Origin of the sequence: Methylocella sp. (genome assembly GCF_044226135.1) — a bacterium.
Classification (GTDB): Bacteria; Pseudomonadota; Alphaproteobacteria; order Rhizobiales; family Beijerinckiaceae; genus Methylocapsa.
In genome coordinates, this window is sequence record NZ_JBGAHM010000049.1 from 1 (window position 1) to 18547 (window position 18547).

General features: G+C 69.7%; 14 protein-coding genes and 1 pseudogene. 8 read left to right on the forward strand and 7 right to left on the reverse strand.

What is annotated here, in order from left to right; all coding sequences use genetic code 11:
- From mutL to ACILRB_RS14835, 4 genes are all read right to left on the reverse strand, one after another.
- A partial coding sequence (mutL, locus tag ACILRB_RS14820) for a DNA mismatch repair endonuclease MutL (protein WP_395667068.1) occupies positions 1-1113 on the reverse strand: 1113 nt, incomplete at its 3' end.
- Between the two features lie 93 nt (positions 1114-1206).
- Positions 1207-1926, reverse strand: coding sequence for a cytochrome b/b6 domain-containing protein (locus ACILRB_RS14825; protein ID WP_395667080.1), 720 nt, complete (start codon positions 1924-1926; stop codon positions 1207-1209).
- A 10-nt stretch (positions 1927-1936) separates the two neighbouring features.
- Positions 1937-2368, reverse strand: a complete 432-nt coding sequence (locus ACILRB_RS14830; RefSeq protein ID WP_395667069.1) for a c-type cytochrome — start codon at positions 2366-2368, stop codon at positions 1937-1939.
- Positions 2369-2474: 106 nt separating this feature from the next.
- Entirely contained in the window at positions 2475-2972 is a 498-nt protein-coding gene (locus ACILRB_RS14835; RefSeq protein WP_395667070.1) for a plastocyanin/azurin family copper-binding protein, read from the reverse strand.
- A 226-nt stretch (positions 2973-3198) separates the two neighbouring features.
- Here ACILRB_RS14835 and ACILRB_RS14840 point away from each other — a divergent pair, with 226 nt between their 5' ends.
- Together ACILRB_RS14840 and ACILRB_RS14845 are read left to right on the forward strand one after the other, a co-directional pair.
- Positions 3199-3837 (forward strand): TetR/AcrR family transcriptional regulator, encoded by a 639-nt coding sequence (locus tag ACILRB_RS14840; RefSeq protein ID WP_395667071.1) that lies wholly within the window; start codon positions 3199-3201, stop codon positions 3835-3837.
- 100 nt (positions 3838-3937) lie between these two features.
- The gene (locus ACILRB_RS14845; RefSeq protein WP_395667072.1) at positions 3938-4945 is read left to right on the forward strand and encodes an NAD(P)-dependent alcohol dehydrogenase; all 1008 of its coding nucleotides are present in this window, start codon (positions 3938-3940) and stop codon (positions 4943-4945) included.
- Positions 4946-4978: 33 nt separating this feature from the next.
- Here ACILRB_RS14845 and ACILRB_RS14850 read toward each other — a convergent pair whose 3' ends face one another.
- Positions 4979-5887, reverse strand: a complete 909-nt coding sequence (locus ACILRB_RS14850; protein WP_395667073.1) for a hypothetical protein — start codon at positions 5885-5887, stop codon at positions 4979-4981.
- Between the two features lie 259 nt (positions 5888-6146).
- On the opposite strand from ACILRB_RS14850, the gene dnaK reads away from it, so the two are divergent.
- The 5 genes and pseudogenes from dnaK (at position 6147) to putA (ending at position 14528) form a co-directional block, all read left to right on the forward strand.
- The gene (gene dnaK, locus ACILRB_RS14855) at positions 6147-8045 is read left to right on the forward strand and encodes a molecular chaperone DnaK (protein WP_395667074.1); all 1899 of its coding nucleotides are present in this window, start codon (positions 6147-6149) and stop codon (positions 8043-8045) included.
- A gap of 258 nt (positions 8046-8303) precedes the next feature.
- Positions 8304-9428: a molecular chaperone DnaJ gene (gene dnaJ, locus ACILRB_RS14860; protein ID WP_395667075.1), complete on the forward strand. Its 1125-nt coding sequence runs from the start codon at positions 8304-8306 to the stop codon at positions 9426-9428.
- Positions 9429-9786: 358 nt separating this feature from the next.
- Positions 9787-10326, forward strand: a pseudogene (locus ACILRB_RS14865) (class I SAM-dependent methyltransferase); the annotation flags it as partial.
- A 238-nt stretch (positions 10327-10564) separates the two neighbouring features.
- Entirely contained in the window at positions 10565-11275 is a 711-nt protein-coding gene (pyrF, locus tag ACILRB_RS14870; protein ID WP_395667076.1) for an orotidine-5'-phosphate decarboxylase, read from the forward strand.
- A 64-nt stretch (positions 11276-11339) separates the two neighbouring features.
- Complete coding sequence (putA, locus tag ACILRB_RS14875) at positions 11340-14528, forward strand: bifunctional proline dehydrogenase/L-glutamate gamma-semialdehyde dehydrogenase PutA (RefSeq protein ID WP_395667077.1); 3189 nt, start codon at positions 11340-11342, stop codon at positions 14526-14528.
- Between the two features lie 66 nt (positions 14529-14594).
- Here putA and ACILRB_RS14880 read toward each other — a convergent pair whose 3' ends face one another.
- Both ACILRB_RS14880 and ACILRB_RS14885 read right to left on the reverse strand, forming a co-directional pair.
- The gene (locus ACILRB_RS14880) at positions 14595-16310 is read right to left on the reverse strand and encodes an AAA family ATPase (protein ID WP_395667078.1); all 1716 of its coding nucleotides are present in this window, start codon (positions 16308-16310) and stop codon (positions 14595-14597) included.
- A complete protein-coding gene (locus ACILRB_RS14885; RefSeq protein ID WP_395667079.1) occupies positions 16307-17896 on the reverse strand; it encodes a SagB/ThcOx family dehydrogenase in 1590 nt (529 codons plus the stop codon). The genes ACILRB_RS14880 and ACILRB_RS14885 overlap by 4 nt, the downstream gene beginning before the upstream one ends.
- Before the next feature lie 180 nt (positions 17897-18076).
- Between ACILRB_RS14885 and ACILRB_RS14890 the strand changes: the two genes are divergently transcribed.
- The gene (locus ACILRB_RS14890) at positions 18077-18415 is read left to right on the forward strand and encodes a hypothetical protein (protein ID WP_395667081.1); all 339 of its coding nucleotides are present in this window, start codon (positions 18077-18079) and stop codon (positions 18413-18415) included.
- Positions 18416-18547: the final 132 nt, after the last annotated feature.

Sequence of the window (18547 nt, forward strand, 5' to 3'; positions counted from 1 at the left end):
CTCGCGGCCCGGCGCCTCCGCCCGCCCCGACTGAAACGCGCCGGCCCCTGCGGGCGCGGCGGCGCGGCGCGCGAAAAGACCGAGCGCCGCCGCGCCCTTGGCCGGAGTCGCGCGATGCGCCGCGTGGGCCAGCGTCTGCTTCAGCGCCCCGACGATGAGCCCGCGCGCGAGCCCCGGGTCGCGGAAGCGCACCTCGGCCTTGGCCGGATGGACGTTGACGTCGACCTCGCGCGGGTCGCATTCGAGGAACAGCGCCAGCGCCGCATGGCGGCCCGGGGGCAGAAAATCCATATAGGCCGCGCGCGCCGCGCCCGCGACGAGCCGGTCGCGCACCGGGCGCCCGTTGACGAAGAAATATTGCTGCTGCGCGCTCGCGCGATGCCAGGTCGGCAGGCCGGCGAAGCCCGCAAGCCGCAGCCCCTCCCGTTCGGCGTCGACGCGCAGCGCATTGTCCTGAAGCTCGTCGCCGATGACCGCGCAAAGCCGCGTCAGCAGCGCTTCGGGGCCTTCGCCGCAGGCGGCCAGGTCGAAGCCGCGCATCTCGCTCGCCGCGAAGCTGAAGCGCACGTCGGGCCGGGCCATGGCGAGGCGCTCGACGACGTCGGCGGCGGCGCGGGCCTCGGCCCGGTCCGTGCGCAGGAACTTGAGCCGCGCCGGCGTCGCGGCGAACAGGTCGCGCGCCTCGACGCGCGTCCCCTGCGGCTGTCCCGCCGGCATCGGGCCGACCTTGAGGCCGCAGTCGATCGAAATTCGCGCGCCTTCGCCCGCGCCCTTCGCGCGCGTGAAGATGTCGAGCGTCGAGACCGAGCCGATCGACGGGAGCGCCTCGCCACGAAAGCCGAGCGTGCCGATGCGCGAAAGGTCGCCGTCCGCAAGCTTTGAGGTCGCATGGCGCTCGACGGCGAGGTCGAGGTCGGCCGGGCTCATGCCGCAGCCGTCGTCGACCACGCGGATGAGCCTGCGCCCGCCCGCCTCGAGCGCGACGTCGACGCGCCGCGCCCCGGCGTCGAGCGCGTTCTCGACGAGCTCCTTCAGCGCCGAGGCCGGGCGCTCGATCACTTCGCCGGCGGCGATGCGGTCGATGAGCACGGGGTCGAGACGGCGGACGGGCATGGCGTCTTTCTTGAAGCGGCGTTCCGGCGCTCAGCCTGATCATGAAACCCTGCGCCTTTTCGGGCGAGGCCTCCAGCTCCGCGCGAGGGCCGGTCAGAAGAAGGCGCGTCCGCCGAGCGCGAGAATGGTCCCGAACACGAGCGCGGCGGCGGCCGCGAGGCAGGCGAGCGCGGCGAACGGGCGCGCCGGCGCGCATTCCGCCATGTCGGCGTAGGCGGCGGCCGGCTTTTTGCCGGTGACCATGGCCCGGGCGAGACCCTCGCGCCGCACGAGATCGTAATAGACCACCGCGGCGACATGGACCGCGACGAGGACGAGAATGGCGTCGAAGATGAAGCGATGCGCCCGCGTGGCCGTGACGACCGCGGCGTCGGAGACCGTGGCGGCGAGCGGGCCTTCGATGAACAGCCGGTCGGCGTCGCCCGAATACAGGCCGGTCACGGCCTGCGCGGCGACGATCGCGAGCAGCGCGAAGACCATCAGCGAGCCGAGCGGATTATGGCCGAGATAATGCAGCGGGCGCCCCGCGCGGGCCGCGCGCAGATAGGCCGCGAGCTTGCGCGGCGTCGGCGCGAAGGACGAAAACCGCGCGCTCGCGCCGCCGAAAAAGCCCCACAGCGCGCGAAAGACGACGAGGACCAGGACGGCGTAGCCATTGGCCTTGTGCCAGCCCGGCGTCGCGCCGCCATATTTGTCGCTGACCCAGGCGAGCGCGATCAGCGCGACGAGGCTCCATTTGAAGAGCCGCGTCGGCAGGTCCCAGGCGACGACCCGGGGAGCGGCCGGGACGGCGCCCGCGACGCCGGCGGACATGGCCACGGGCCTACTTCTTCTGTCTGAAGTCGTCGTGGCAGGCTTTGCAGTCGCCGAGGATTTTCGGCAGGTTCGCCTTGAGGCCGGCGGCGTCGGCGATCTTGCCCTGCGTCGCCTTGGCGTCCGCCCCGAGCTTTTCATAGAGCTGGTCGAACCTCGCCTTTTCGGTCCAGATGCGCGGCAGGGCCTCGGTCTTGCCCTTGTCGGAGCCCGGCGGGAAGAGCGCCGGCAGCTTCGCCGCCGCCGAGACATAGGCCGACAGCAGCGCGTCCACCTTCGCCTGATCGTAGGGGACCTCGCCCTTCATCATGCCGACGACGGGCTTGGTCTCGTCGCCGATCCCCTTCAGGATTTCCTGTCGCTCCTTGACGGGGTCGACGGCGGCGAAGGCGGCCGCGGCCGCGAGCAAGGACGTCAGTCCCAAAAGAACGGCTTTGCGCATGAGGCGGCTCCCTTAAGCTCAGGCTGGAAAAACTATAGGCTCGAACGGCGCCCCGATCCAGATCGCGCCGGCGGCCGAGCCGAAGCCCGCGTGGGCGCCCTCCGCGTCATTTCACGACGAGGACGCCGCTCATGCCGGCTTCGCGATGGCCGGGAATGAGGCAGGAATAGTCGAAGTCGCCGGTCTGTGTGAATGTCCAGACGAGTTCGCCGGTCGCCCCGGACTTGAGGCTGATTTCGTTGGGCTCCTCGTGGCTCATGCCGGGATTTGCGGCCATCGCCGCCGCGTGGGCCTGATTGGCCTCCTGCGAGCCGAGCACGAATTCGTGTTCGAGAGCGCCGGCGTTCTTCAGCACGAAACGGATCTGCTCGCCCTGGCTGATGTCGACGCGGCGCGGCGAGAACAGCATCTTTCCGCCCTCCTCGCGCATCGTCACCTCGACCGTCCGGGCGGGCTTCGCCGGATCGCCCGGCGTCCCGAAGGCGAATTCCCCGCGCGCGGCGTGGCCGCCGTCGCCGTCATGGCCGGCGTGGTCCCCATGGGCGAAGACCGGGCCGCCGAACGCGAGACAGCCGGCGGCGGCGAGACGGAAGGCGCTTTTCATGATCGGCCTCGGGGTTCGTTTTCCGGCCGGATCTTCCGGCGCGATCTTCCGCGATCGTCGCGCGCCTCCGGCCGCGCGGGCTCAAGGCTCCAGCGCGACCGTGACCGTGATCATGACCAGACATAGGCGCCGCGACGCGCAAGACAAGACGCGGCGTTTGCGGCGACGTGACGCTGCGATGCGATAGAGCGCTGACTTTCCCCATGAAATGTCATAAGGTGCGCTCATGGACGTCATTCCGGACCGCCGCAATTTAGGACGCCCCTCACGCGAGGCCGCGCGCCGCCTGACCCAGGACATTCTGGCGACCGCGCGCGCCGTCTTCCTCGAAAAGGGGTTCGAGCGCGCCTCGATGGACGAAGTCGCGGCGCTCATGCGCATTTCAAAGCGCACGCTCTACGCGCGTTTCCCGAGCAAGGCCGCGCTGTTCGAGGCGATGACGATCGAGATGCTGCGCGAGGGCTTTGACGCGCTCGACGCCACGCCGCATGAGGACCGCCCGCTGCGCGAGGAGCTTTCCCTGCTCGGGCGCTGGCTGCGCGACGCCGCGATCCGGCCCGAACTCGTCGACCTCTACCGCGTCGTCATGGCGGAGGCGAAGCGCTTTCCCCATCTCGCCGCCCTCGTCCAGACGGCCGGCGCCGAGCCCGCCCTCGACGAGATCCTGCAGGCGCTGCGCCGGGCCCGCCCCGACCTGACGCTCGAGGCGGCGCGGCGCGACGCGGAGCTGTTCCTCAATTTCATCGGCCTCGGCCCGCTGCACCGCGCCCTCACCCGGCGCGCGCCGATGAGCGGCGCGGACGCCGACGAGCTCCTCGAGCGCAGCGTCGACCTGTTCCTCGGCGGTTTTTCGCAAACGCACTGACTCGTCCCCGAAAGCAGGGCGAAAAGCTTGAGGCCGCACGACCTTCCCGCTAACGACGGCGCGTCGGGCGCGAAGAGCCCGCGGGAGGAGCCCTCAAGCCATGTCGAAAGCCGTCATCGTCGAGCCCGGCGGAGGATTTGACCGCGTCGTGATCGACAAGCGCGCGGCGCCGGAGCCCGGCCCCGGCGAAATCAGGGTGCGCCTGCGCGCGAGTTCGCTCAACTATCATGACTACGCCGTCGTCAGCGGCATGTGGGGTCCGAAGGAGCCGCGCATCCCCATGGCCGACGGCGCCGGCGAAGTGGTCGACGTCGGCGCGGGCGTCGGCGAGTTCAGGCCGGGCGACCTCGTCGTCAGCACGTTCTTCCCCACATGGCTCGACGGCGTGCCCAATGTCGAGGGCTTCGCCGCCGTGCCGGGCGACGGCGTCGACGGCTATGCGCGCGAGGTCGTCACCGCGCCCGCGACGAGCTTCACCCATGCGCCGAAGGGCTGGACCGCCGCCGAGGCCGCGACGCTGACCACCGCCGGCCTCACCGCCTGGCGCGCCCTGTTCTGCGACGATCATCTGAAGCCCGGCGACGTGGTGCTGACGCAGGGCACCGGCGGCGTCTCGATCTTCGCCGTCCAGTTCGCCAAGGCCGCGGGCGCGACGGTTGTCGCCACCTCCTCGTCCGACGAGAAGCTCGCGCGGCTCGAAGCGCTCGGCGCCGACCATCTGATCAACTACCGCACGACCCCCGACTGGGGCGCCCAAGCGCTGAAGCTCACCGGCGGGCGCGGCGTCGACCATGTGATCGAGGTCGGCGGCCCGGCGACGCTGGCGCAGTCGATGGCGGCGACCCGGGTCGGCGGCCATGTCTCGGTCATCGGCATCCTGAGCGGGGTCGGCGGCGATTTTCCGCTCGTGCTCGCGCTGATCCGCCAGCTTCGCCTGCAGGGCGTGCTGGTCGGCTCGCGCCGCCAGCAGCAGGACATGGTGAAGGCGATCGACGCCGCCGGGCTGAAGCCGGTGATCGACCGGAGCTTTCCGCTCGACGAGATCGTCGCGGCCTTCCGCCATCAGGAGTCGAACCGGCATTTCGGCAAGATCTGCCTCGACATCTGAGGCCCCTGGCCCTCTCCCGGGCCGCGCGCGCCCTCACGGGGCGCGTGCGGACTCTCCCTTTTTCTTCCTGGCCCCGCCGGCTTTTTCAAGCGCCATGAGGTCGGCGTTGATGGCGAGATTACGCGCTTCCGTCAGTTTGAGCGCGCAAAAGCCATGCGTCTCCTCGCGCGCATAGCTGCGGCAGGTCATTTCGCGCTCGGATGAAAAGCCGGCCTGCTCGGCGGCGAAGCGCTTGACCGCGGCCTGGTCCTTGCCCGCGGCGGCGACGAGGGCGCGGAAGGACGCGCGCATGGTCGCCTCGGCCCGGCCGCGCGATTTTTCGAGCTGTTTGATCTGCTTGTCGTCGAAACTGGCGGCCTCCGGCCCCCAGACGCCGTTCGGATCGACGCGGCAGTCGGCCTCGGCGAAGACGCAGGCGCCGCCCTCATGGCGCGCGAGAATCGCGCCGTCGAGCAGGTCGAACTCGAAGGGGCAGGCGGCGATCTGCGCGAAATAGCGCTGGGCGCCGTGCGGCCGGCCGACGAGCTTCGCCTCGAGCGGCGCGTCGGCGGCGACCACTTCGAGCCGGCAGGGCTCGCCGCGCTTTTCGATCTGCTCGCCTTCGAGGGTCAGCTCCGAGATCGACATCGCGTCGTCCCCTGCGCCCCTGGCGAGCGCGATGCGCCCATGCGCGCCGGCGAGCGCGAGCGGCTTGCCGACGACCGTTTCCGGCCCCGGCGGCTTCTGCGCGACCGGCTTGCGCTTGGCCGGCGCCGCCGGCGCCGCGCCCGGCGCGGGCGGAGGCGAAGACGTCTGCGGGCCGGCCTGCAGGGCGCCGGGCAGCATCAGCTGGGCGCTGGCCGGCGCGGCGGAGACAAGGGCCGCGCAAGCGCAGATCAGGGCCGCGCCGGCGCAGTTCAGGGCGAGCGCGCGCGTGGAGAAGGCGCGGGATGAAACAGGCACTCCAGAACCTCGCGGCGAGTCGGACGGCGGCGCAGTCTAGCGGCTCGCGGCCGCCCGGCAAATCTTGTCGCCCGCAGCGCGCGGCGACGCCATAGTCGTCTTGCGCCATAAACGCGCCGGCTTATATACGGGCCATCTTGCGCCGCCGCGCTTCAATGCCAATGTGACGATCATCGGGGACCGGGCGGAAATCCGTCCGCCCATTTGCTGGATCGCTTCGGGGTCCGGTGGTCTTGCGTAATAAAGGGACAAGTAGAAAATGGCGAAAGTAATCGGAATCGATCTTGGCACCACCAACAGCTGCGTGGCTGTCATGGAGGGGACGACTCCCAAAGTCATCGAGAACGCCGAAGGCGCGCGCACCACGCCCTCGATCGTCGCCTTCACCGACGACGGCGAGCGCCTCGTCGGCCAGCCCGCGAAGCGTCAGAGCGTCACCAATCCCGAGCGCACCTTCTTCGCGATCAAGCGCCTGATCGGCCGCACCTATGACGATCCGATGACCAAGAAGGACATCGGCCTCGTTCCCTACAAGATCATCCGCGCCAACAACGGCGACGCCTGGGTCGAGGCCGACGGCAAGCAATATTCGCCCTCCCAGATTTCCGCCTTCATCCTGCAGAAGATGAAAGAGACGGCTGAAGCCTATCTCGGCCAGCCGGTCTCCCAGGCCGTCATCACCGTCCCCGCCTATTTCAACGACGCCCAGCGCCAGGCGACCAAGGACGCCGGCAAGATCGCTGGGCTCGACGTGCTGCGCATCATCAACGAGCCGACGGCGGCCGCGCTCGCCTATGGGCTCGACAAGAAGGGCTCGGGCACGATCGCGGTCTATGACCTCGGCGGCGGCACCTTCGACGTGTCGATCCTCGAGATCGGCGACGGCGTGTTCGAGGTGAAGTCGACCAACGGCGACACCTTCCTCGGCGGCGAGGACTTCGACATCCGCCTCGTCGAATATCTCGCCGACGAGTTCAGGAAAGAGAACGGCATCGACCTGCGCAAGGACAAGCTCGCGCTGCAGCGCCTGAAGGAGGCGGCCGAAAAGGCCAAGATCGAGCTGTCCTCGGCGACCCAGACCGAAATCAACCTGCCCTACATCACCGCCGACGCCACCGGCCCGAAGCATCTGACCCTGAAGCTCACGCGCGCGAAGTTCGAGGCGCTCGTCGACGACCTCATCCAGAAGACCGTCGAGCCCTGCCGCAAGGCGCTGAAGGACGCCGGCCTGACCGCCGGCGAGATCGACGAAGTGGTGCTCGTCGGCGGCATGACGCGCATGCCCAAGGTGCAGGAGGTGGTGAAGAGCTTCTTCGGCAAGGAGCCGCACAAGGGCGTCAACCCTGACGAGGTCGTGGCCATCGGCGCGGCGGTCCAGGCCGGCGTGCTGCAGGGCGACGTCAAGGACGTGCTGCTGCTCGACGTGACGCCCCTTTCGCTCGGCATCGAGACGCTCGGCGGCGTGTTCACGCGCCTGATCGACCGCAACACCACGATCCCGACCAAGAAGAGCCAGGTCTTCTCCACCGCCGAGGACAATCAGACGGCGGTGACGATCCGGGTCTTCCAGGGCGAGCGCGAGATGGCCGCCGACAACAAGCTGCTCGGACAGTTCGACCTCGTCGGCATTCCGGGCGCGCCGCGCGGCGTGCCGCAGATCGAAGTCACCTTTGACATCGACGCCAACGGCATCGTCAACGTGACCGCCAAGGACAAGGCCACCAACAAGGAACAGCAGATCCGCATCCAGGCCTCTGGCGGCCTTTCGGATTCCGACATCGACAAGATGGTCAAGGACGCCGAGATGCACGCCGCCGAGGACAAGAAGCGGCGCGAGCTGGTCGACGCCCGCAACCAGGGCGAGGCGATGATCCATTCGGCCGAAAAGTCGCTCGCCGAATTCGGCTCGAAGATCTCGGGCGCCGACAAGAGCGCGGTCGAGGCGGCCGTCGCCTCGCTCAAGACCGCGCTCGAGGGCGAGGACGTCGAAGCGATCAAGGCGCGCTCGAACGAACTCGCTCAGGCTTCGATGAAGCTCGGCGAGGCCATGTACAAGGCCGGCGCCGAAGGCGGCGCGGCGGGCGCCGAAGAGCCCAAGGACGACGTCATCGACGCCGACTTCAAGGAAGTCGGCCCCGACGAAAAGAAGTCCGCCTGACGATGCGACGGGGCCGGCCGCGCGCCGGCCCCGCGCTCTCCGGCTTTACCCCCCGGGCTCTCCCCGGGCGCCGGCGTGAAAGCGGACGTTGCTTCGCCGCACATATTTTGCTTTAGGCTGTTTGATCGGAAGCGGAGATTTTGCGACGCGGCCGCCGGCGCCCTCCGGCCCCTCGCCTCTCTTCTCTCTCGCCGCTCCCCAAGCGTGAAGCGGCTTTGAAGATCGAGGCGGCGCGCGAAAACTGGAATGCAGGAACAGATGGCGAAACGCGACTATTACGAAGTCCTGGGCGTTTCACGAAGCTGCACGGAAATCGAGCTCAAGACCGCGTTCCGCAAGGCCGCGATGGAGTGCCACCCCGACCGCAACCCCGGCGACGCCTCGGCCGAGGTCCGCTTCAAGGAAGTCAACGAAGCCTATCAGACGCTGTCCGACCAGCAGAAGCGGGCGAGCTACGACCGTTACGGCCACGCCGCCTTCGAGCATGGCGGCGGCGGCTTCGGGGCCGACGGCTTCGCCGCCTCCATGTCCGACATTTTCGACGATCTCTTCGGCGACGTCATGAGCCGGCGCGGCGGGCGCAACGGCCCCGCGCGCGGATCAGACCTGCGCTACAATCTCGACATCACGCTCGAGGACGCCTTCAACGGCAAGGTCGCGACCCTGACCCTGCCGGCCTCCGTCTCCTGCGACGCCTGCGGCGGCTCGGGCGCCAAGACGGGCTCGAAGCCGCGCCCCTGCCCCACCTGCGCCGGCCAGGGCCGCGTGCGCGCGCAGCAGGGCTTCTTCTCGATCGAGCGCACCTGCCCGCACTGCCATGGCCGCGGCGAGATCATCGACGACCCCTGCCAGAGCTGCGGCGGCGCCGGCCGCGTCACGCGCGAGCGCAGCCTGTCCGTCAACGTGCCGCCGGGCGTCGAGGACGGCACCCGCATCCGCCTCTCGGGCGAGGGCGAGGCCGGCCAGCGCGGCGGGCCCGCGGGCGATCTCTACATCTTCATCTCGACGCAGCCGCATCCCTTCTTCAAGCGCGAGGGCGCCGACCTCTACTGCCGCGTGCCGATCTCCATGGTCAAGGCGGCGCTCGGCGGCGAGGTCGAGGTGCATACGCTCGAAGGCGCGCCGGCCAAGGTCAAGATCCCGGAAGGGACCCAGAGCGGCAGGCAGTTCCGTCTCAGGAACAAGGGCATGCCGGTGCTGCGCTCGCGCGACGTCGGCGACCTCTACATCCAGGTCGACGTCGAGACTCCGCAGAACCTCACCAAGCGCCAGCGCGAGCTGCTCGCCGAGTTCGAAACCGAATCGTCCAACACGACGCATCCGGAGTCGTCCGGCTTTTTCGCCAAGATGAAGGACTTCTTCGAAAATCTCAGCGGCCAGTAGACGGGGCGGCGCGTCGGGCTGCGAATGTGGCGGGCGCCATGGCGCTTCACGAAAGCTTGGCCGCCGCGCCGGAATTCTTGACGGACGCGGCGATGTCGCTATCTTCGCGGAGCCTGCGCGCGGCCCGTCCGCACGCCTGCGGCTGATCTGCGTCCGCCAGGACGTCATCCTCGCGTCGCGGACTTCGTCCAACACCATGAATAAATTCAACCGGATGAAGCGCCTCGCGCCGCGCAGCGGGGAAGAGGCCGCGGGAGACCCGACCGTGCAGAGCCGTCATCCCTCACGCAGCGACAAACGCCCCGGCGCCAAGCCGCAGGCGACGCTCGAAAAGCGCTTCGCCGACGAAGCGCGGTTCATCCGCTCCTGGTTTGAAAATCCGCTGCGCGCCGGCGCCGTCTCGCCGTCGGGGCGCTGGCTGGCGCGCATGATGGCGCGCTATGTCGATCCGCACAAGACCGGGCCGATCATCGAGCTTGGCCCCGGCACCGGCTCGATCACCGAGGCGCTGATCGCCCGCGGCGTCGCGCCCGAGCGGCTGCATCTCGTCGAATTCGACCGCAATTTCTGCGCTCACCTGCGCAAGCGCTTTCCCGGCGTCAACGTCATCGAGGGCGACGCCTATCGCTTCCGCGAGCTCATCGCCCATCGCCTGCCGGAGGCGCCGACGGCCATCGTCTCCAGCCTGCCGCTTCTCGTCAAGCCGGAGGCGCAACGCCATCGCCTGCTCGCCGACGCCTTCTCGGCCATGGAGCCGGAGGGCGTGTTCATCCAGTTCACCTATGGCGTCGTCTCGCCGATCCCGCGCGACGGCGCTTTTTCCGTCTCCTTCCGCGCCGAGGGCTCGCCGCCGGTCTGGCTGAACCTGCCGCCCGCCCGCGTCTGGGCCTATCGCCGCGCCGACGCCGCGCCCATCGCGCCGCTTCCCCGCGTCAGTCCGGCGCAGGAGCTGTTCGAGCGCCTGCGGTCGAGCGCCGAGAAAATCCAGATCGACCTCAAGCGCGAATTCGAAGACGCGCGCGCGCGCCTGTCGCCCAAGGCGCGGCTCGCCGAGACCGTGCGCAAGCCGCGCCGGCCGGCCGCGCCGAAAAAGCGGCGCTCGGCGACGGGCAAGCCCGCCGCCCCGCGCTCCTGACGTGTCAGCCCCCCATTTGCCGGATCCCGCGCCAAAACTGATCGTCGCGCTCGATCTTCCGACGCCGGACGCGGCGCGGCGCATGGTCGAGACCGTCGGCGACGCCGCCTCCTTCTACAAGATCGGCATGGAGCTCGCTTATGGCGGCGGCCTGCCGCTCGTCGGCGAATTTGCGAAAGCCGGCGCGCAGGTCTTTCTCGACCTCAAGCTGCACGACATTCCGACCACCGTCGAAAAGGCCGTGGCCAATGTCGCGCGGCTCGGCGCGACGTTTCTCACCGTGCACGCCTATCCCCAGACCATGGCCGCGGCAAAGCGCGGCGCGGCCGGCTCCGCGCTGAAAATCCTCGGCGTCACGGTCATGACCTCCTATGACGACGCCGACCTTGCCGCCGCGGGCTACGCCTTCGGCGTCGAGGCGCTGGTGTTGCGGCGCGCGCGGCAGGCGCAGGAGGCCGGGATCGACGGGCTCATCCTGTCGGGCCGCGAGCTTGCGCCGGCGCGGGCCGGGGTTGGCCGCAGCCTGCTCCTTGTCACGCCCGGCGTGCGGCCCGCAGGCGCCGAGGTCGGCGACCAGAAGCGGGTCATGACGCCCGCGCAGGCGATTCGCGCCGGCGCCGACCATCTCGTGGTCGGGCGTCCGATCACGGCCGCGCCCGATCCACGCGCCGCGACTCTCGCCATCGGCGTCGAGATCGCCGGCGCGGCCTGACGAGCGCAACGGCCGGCGGCGCATTATATTGGACAGCGTCGCCATCCCGCCGCGAGGCCCGCGCATGACCTTCGAGAGACGTTTCGCGCCCTTTGCGGCGCCCTATGCGCCGCCCGACGAGCCGATCGCCGCGCGTCTTCTCAAAGACGCGGCCTTCGCGCCTGAGGTCGAAGCCGAGATCGACCGGCTGGCGCTGCGCCTCATCCGGGGCGCGCGGGGCGAAAAGACCCCGCGCATCGGCGGCCTTGAAGACATTCTGCGCGAATATTCCCTTTCGACCGAGGAAGGCGTGGCGCTGATGGTGCTCGCCGAGGCGCTGCTGCGCGTGCCCGACGCCTTCACCGCCGACCGGCTGATCGAGGAAAAAATCGGCGCGGCGGGACATGGCGCGGCGGGACATGGCGCGGCGGGCCACGGCGCGGCGGGCCACGGCGCCACGCATCACGCGGCCGGCGGCGGCGCTGCCGAGCCGCTGCTGGTCTCGGCCGCCTCCTGGGCGCTCGGCGCGACGGCGCGCATGCTCGACAAGGGCAGGACCGCCGAGGGCGTGATGGCGGCGGCCGCGCGCCGCGTCGGCATGGGCGCGCTGCGCGCCGCGGCCCGCCAGGCCATGACGCTGATGGGCCAGCATTTCGTGTTCGCCGACACGATCGAATCGGCGCTTCGCCGGTCCGCCTCGCGCGAGGGCGCCCGGACGCGCTATTCCTTCGACATGCTGGGCGAAGGCGCCCGCACGGCGGAAGACGCGCGGCGCTATTTCGACGCCTACGCCCACGCCATTGAAAGCGTCGGGCGCGCCGGGGCGCGGGAGGGCCGGCTCGGCGTCTCGGTCAAGCTCTCGGCCCTGCATCCGCGCTATCTGCCGGCCGCGCGCGAACGCGTCCTCGCCGAGATCGTCCCGCGTGTGATCGAGCTCGCGCGCCTCGCCATGACGCACGACGTCGACATCACCCTCGACGCCGAGGAAGCGGACCGGCTCGAGCTTTCGCTCGAAATCGTCGACCTCGCGCTCGCCGGCGCGGCGCTGCGCGACTATGAAGGCTTCGGCGTCGCGGTTCAGGCCTATCAGAAGCGCGCCGGCGCGGCGATCGACCATCTCGCTTCGCTCGGCGAGGCCCATGCGACGCGGCTCAAGGTCCGTCTGGTCAAGGGCGCCTATTGGGACTCGGAGGTCAAGCGCGCGCAGGAGCGGGGTCTCGCCGACTATCCGGTCTTCACCCGCAAGCCGATGACCGACCTCAACTATGTCGCCTGCGCACGCCGGCTGCTGGCGCTGCGCCCGCGCCTCTCGCCGCAGTTTGCGACGCATAACGCGCTCACCGTCGCGACGATCGTCGCGCTCGGCGACGGCGCAGGGCAAGGGTTGGGGCACGGCTCGGGCCAGGACCCGGGCTATGAGCTGCAGCGCCTGCACGGCATGGGCGAAGAGCTTTACGCCGCGCTCGCCGTCGCGCGCCCAGACCTCCCGCTCCGCGTCTACGCGCCCGTGGGCGAGCATGAGAATCTGCTCGCCTATCTCGTGCGCCGCCTCCTCGAGAACGGCGCCAACTCCTCTTTCGTGGCGCAGATCGGCGACCGCGACATCGCGCCCGAACGGCTGATCGCACGGCCGCAGGCGCTGATCCTCGAGCCCGCTCAGGCGCACTCAAAACGCCTGCCGGCGCCGCTCGACCTGCACATGCCGGCGCGCAAGCTCGCGCCAGGGCTCGAATTCGGCGACCGCCGCGGCGTCGACGTCCTGCTCGCCTCGCTGCGCCGCACGCCCGAAGCGCTCGCGGCCGAGCGCATGGTTTCGCGCCCCGCCGTGGCGGCCGGACGCCCCGTGCTTTCGCCGATCGACGGCGCTCTTGTCGGCCATGTCGAGGACACGCCCGCAGAGCTCGCGCCGGTGCTGCTCGCGCGGGCGCGCAAGGGCTGGCGCGCCTGGTCGCGCCTGCCGGTCGAGGCGCGCGCCGAGCGGCTCGAACGCGCCGCCGCGCGGCTTGAGGCGGAACAGCCGCGCTGGCTGCGCCGCTTGCAGGAAGAAGGCGGCAAGACGCTCGACGACGCTGTCGCCGAATGGCGCGAGGCGATCGATTTCCTGCGCTATTACGCGATCGAGGCGCGCACGGCCTTCGCCCCGAAATTGTTGCCGGGGCCGACCGGCGAGGCCGACAGCCTGCGGCTCGAGAGCCGCGGCGTCTTCGTCTGCGTCAGCCCGTGGAACTTCCCGCTCGCCATTTTTCTCGGCCAGGTCGCGGCCGCGCTCGTTTCCGGCAATGCGGTGATCGCCAAGCCCGCCGAGCAGACGCCGCTGATCGGCGCCGACGCGGTCGAGCTGCTGCACAAGGCCGGCGTGCCGCATGACGCGCTGATCCTCGCGCAGGGCGACGGCGCGCTCGGGGCCGCGCTCGTCGCCGCGCCCGGCGTCGACGGCGTCGCCTTCACGGGTTCGGACGCCGCGGCGCGGTCGATCAACCGCGCCCTCGCCGAAAAGGACGGGCCGATCACGCCGCTGATCGCCGAAACCGGCGGGATCAACGCCATGATCGTCGACGCCACCGCCCTGCCCGAACAGGTCGTCGACGACGTCGTCATGTCGAGCTTCCGCTCGGCCGGCCAGCGCTGCTCGGCGCTGCGCCTTTTATGTGTGCAGGAGGATGTCGCCGACCGCATTCTCGCCATGGCCGCAGGCGCCGCGCGGGAGCTGCGCGTCGGCGATCCGCGCGACGTCGGCGTCGACGTCGGGCCGGTGATCGACGGGGAGGCGCGCGCCAGGCTCAGCGCCCATGTGGCGCAGATGCGCGGGCGCGCCGACGTCAAGACCGTCTTCGCCGGCGAGGTCGAGGCGGCGGCCCCGGACGGAGGATTTTATGTCCCTCCTCATATCTTCGAGCTGCCGTCGGTCGCGGCGCTCACGGGCGAGGTGTTCGGCCCGGTTCTTCATGTCGTGCGCTACCGCGCGGCCGGGCTCGACGCGCTTCTCGACGCGATCGAGGCGCTCGGATACGGGCTGACGCTCGGCGTGCATTCACGGGTCGATTCGACCATCGCCGCCGTGCTCGGGCGCCGTCTCGCCGGCAATTGCTACGTCAACCGCAACATGATCGGCGCTGTGGTCGGCGTGCAGCCTTTCGGCGGGTTCAGGCTGTCGGGCACGGGCCCCAAGGCCGGCGGGCCTCACTATCTGCCGCGCTTTGCTGTCGAGCAGTCGATTGCGGTCAACACGGCCGCCGTCGGCGGCGACCTCAACCTCATCAACGCCGCCGACTGAGGCGGCCGCCAGAAATCTGAAAGAGCCGGACCCGCGAGCGAGGCCCCCGGGCCCGGCAAGTCAAGCCTATTCGGCGGCTTCGGCGGCGGCGACGCGCGCCGAGTCGAGGCCGCGGAAGATCGCGCAGCGCTGGAACACTTCGAGCGTCGGCGGCGATTTCTTCTGATGGCAGTATTTGGCGGCGAGCTTCGCCAGCCCCTTGATGTCGCGCCCCGAGGTCGAGGGAAATTCGGCGACCAGCGCGTCGACCAGATCGTCGGAGATCGACAGCGCGAACTGCTCGGCCATGACGCGCCAGATGCGGCGCTTGGCTTCCTCGTCGGGCGGATAATATTTGATCAGCGCGATGCAGCGCGAGACAATCGCCTCGTCGATGTCGTCGACGCGGTTGGTGGTGAGGAACAACAGCCCGTTGAAATATTCAAGCACGCGCAGGAACACGCCGACCACCGCGTTCATGGCGATGTTGTCGTCGCGCCGCTTGATGTAGACGTCGGCCTCGTCGATCAGCATCACCGCGCCCCAGCGCTGCGCGCGCGTGAGGATGTCCTTCAGCGCCGTCTCCATGGCCGCGACGTTGAGGCCGAGCTGGCCCGAATGCACGCGGTAGAGCGGGCGCTGGATGATCTCGGAATAGACCTCCGCGGTCAGCGTCTTGCCGACGCCGGGCGGGCCGGCGCAGAGCACGGTGGTGCCGCCCGACTTGCCCTCGACGATATCGTCCATGAGCACGTCCATCTCGGCGGTCAGGATGTCGATGAGGTCAGTCTGCTCGGGCGGCAGCACCAGCTTCTGCTTCAGCGCCGGCTGGTACCTGTAGGGCGTCAGTTCGTCGACATGCACCCACAGATGATGATGCAGGTCGAGGTGGAACATCAGGATGTAGGGATGCACCGGGATCTGCGTGAAGAGGCCGGGCGGCATTTCCTCGCGCAATGCGTTGATGTCGTCCTCGCAGTCGAACTTGTTGCTTTTCGAGGCTTTGCGCGCGAAATGGGCGAGCACGTCGCCGGGCGCCTCGAGCGTCAGGGCGCGATTGGTCAGCGCCTCCTCGTCATTGACGAGCCGGGCCGCGCCGCCGCTCGACGACAGCACGATGATGTCCTTGCGCGCCCAGTCGGTGTCGCGATGCGAGGCGTTCGGATCCTCGGCGTGGAAGCCCGTGCCCTTGCCGAGGAATTGCGCGCCATAGCGGCCGCGCCAGTCGAAATAGCGCTCGGCGGCCGCGTCAAAAGCCTCGATCAGCGCCGGCGTCTCGCGCACGAAGCCCTTGGCCGCGAGAATTTCGGTGAGGGTGCGCCCGGCGACGTCATTGGCGGCGATGCGGACGCCGCTCGTCTGCAGCACGCCCTTGGCGTTGGCCTTGAGCTCGATCATGATCTTGCCGGTCTCGTCGTTCGAGGCCGGCACATAGTCGAAGCGCGTGACGATATAGGGCAGCGGCTTCGCGGCGACGCTGGCGGTGAACAGCCAGCCGCGTATGGCGTCCGTCATGAGAAGCTTGACCAGCGCGGGCAGAACCGTTTCGAGCTCGCCCGCCTCATAGCGCTTGCCCTGCGCGGCGAAGGCCTCGCGCAGCGTCGCGATCTGCGCCGCCCGCGACTGCATGTCGGGCCCGGCGCCGCGATAGAGCGTTTCGAGATAGTCGAGCTCCTCGCCGGCGAGATGGGTCAGGTCGAGCTCGATCCTGTCGCTGAAGCGAAGCTGCGACGACAGCCCCGAATGCGCCGGGAATTTGGCGGCGAGGGCCTCGACGTAAGGCCGTTCGATCTGGATGTTCATCGCGTGATCCATCTTTCGGGCGGATAGGGCGGAAGCGTCAGGATGCGCGCGTCTTCAACCGCGGCGCCGACGGTGAAATGATAGACGTCCTGAAATTGCGTCGAGCCGGACGAAAGTCCGAGAAGGCCGTGGACCTCGTCGTCGAAGAAACAGCCGATTCCCGTGCCGTCGAAGCCGAGCGCGCTCGCCCAGAGATAGAAGGCCTGGCCGATCAGCCCCGCCTCCCAGTGCAGGCGGCGATAGGCGAAGGCCCCTTCTTTTTCGAGCGTCGCGTCGAAATCGGCGATCATGGCGGCGGCGAAGGCGCTCTTGCCGGCGAGCGCCTGCAGGCAGGCGAGGCGCGTCGCCTCCTTCTCGGCCGATTGCGCGACGAGCCGGCGCAGCGGAGGCCCCCCAAGATCGACCGGGGCCCATTCAAAGGCGGGATTGGCGGCGGCGCGCAGGCGCGCGGCCATGTCCGCGTCGCGCTCGAGCGCGTAAAGTCCGGGCTCGAGCGCTTCGACGCGATGAACGAAAAAGACCGGCGTGATCGCCGGCGCGAAGGGAAAACCGCCAAGCAGCGGCGCGGCGCCGGGCGCGATCGCCGCCAGCATGCATGCGAAAGCCTCGCGCGGCAGGGCGGTCTTGCCGTCCATGCGCTGCGCGCTGCGGCGCCGGCGCACGGCTTCGGCAAGTGGGCGGGCACCCTGCGGCGCGGGCGGCGGCGCGAGGCGCGCCGGCGTCTGCGGCGCCGGCGTCTGCGGCTTGCGGCAGAACTGGAGCGCGAGATCGATCAGCGGCCAGCCGTCATGATCCTCGCTGAGCCGGTTCGCGGCGCCAAAGAACTGGCGCGGCGCGTCAATGAGCGCGGCGAGGTCCGGCGGCGCAGCGCCCGGCTGCGTCTCGATCCATAGAATGAGGTCCGGATGCTCGGCCTCGCGCCGATGCGAGGCGTCGGCGCGGTCGAGGCCGAGGAGCCCAATGAGCGTTTCGTCGGAGGGCTGCGCCAGAAGCTCGGCGCGCCAGCCGAGCGCCGCGGCCGCCTGCGCGGCCGCGCCGATAGCGTGGCCGGCGTCGAGCTGGCAGTAGCGAAAGGCGCGCTCGCCATATTTCCACGCTTCGCGCCAGGGCACGGCGGTGAGGCAAAGCAGAAACCCGCCGATCGGCGCGGGCGTGTTTTCGGCATAGCCGGCGCGCAGCTCCAGCGCATGGGCGAGCGGCGCATAATGATAGAGCCCGGCCGAGTCGCCGACGCCGGACACAGCGCCGAGCATCACATAAGCTTCGGTCGGGTGGAGATTGCCGCTCGAGGGATTGTTGCGCAGCGCCCAGGTGGAGCCGTCGGCGCTTTTCCAGGCGCTGAGGCCGAAGCCGAGCTCGCAGAAGAGCCCAAGCGAATCGCGATCGAGCGGCGCGGGCGCGGGCGCGGGGCCCGGGAACGGGGTCGGCGCGGCCTCGGCGACTAGAGGCAGGAAAATTTGCGGCGCGCCCGCGAATGTCCGGTAGGGATTCGGCTGCGAGGTCCAGTCGAGGAAAGCCGGCCCCAGCGCGTAGCGCGTCGGCGCGTGCTTGACGCGCAAATGATAGCCGCGGATGTCCGCGGGCATTCTGTCGTGGGAGACGTTCAAGAAACCGCTCGCGCAAGGCGCCGGCGACGCCGGCAGGGCACGGTTCTTGAAGTTCAAGGATCATGCCTCTTTGCGGCGGCGCAAACCGCCTAGCCGGAGGCGTGGGATTTCAACGCTTTGACGAGGGCCGCCCGCTGGCGCGGCCGGCGTTTGAAGCAAATGGGACATAGATCCATGTCCGACATTGTCCGCTTTGCTGCGAAGCGACATGCCGCATTCGGCGCGCTCGGGACGCTTGAGATCGTCGGTCAGGCGGCGCGATGCTTCACGCGTCAGGAGGCGGGGGTCGTTTCGCGCGCGCTCGACGCGGTCGCCACGGGCGCGTCGCCGGAGCGGCAGATCTTCATGAGCCCCATCGCCAGCGACCATGAGTTTGAGGCCGTGGCCAGCGACGAGGGCCTGCGCGTTCTGGGCGCGCCGCTGGACGACGTTATGTTGAGCTGGGCGCAGGCGCGGGCGCTGTCCACTCTGCTACGCGCCTTTTCGGCGGGCGCATGAGGCTTATTGGCGGCGTGGCGCGTGGGGGATTTGCTGTTTGCAGGGGGGATCTGTTTGCGGGTGAACGAGGCGGAGTTTGGGGCGCTGCGTTCTTTGCGGGCCTGGCGGCGACCTACTCTCCCGCGTCTTGAG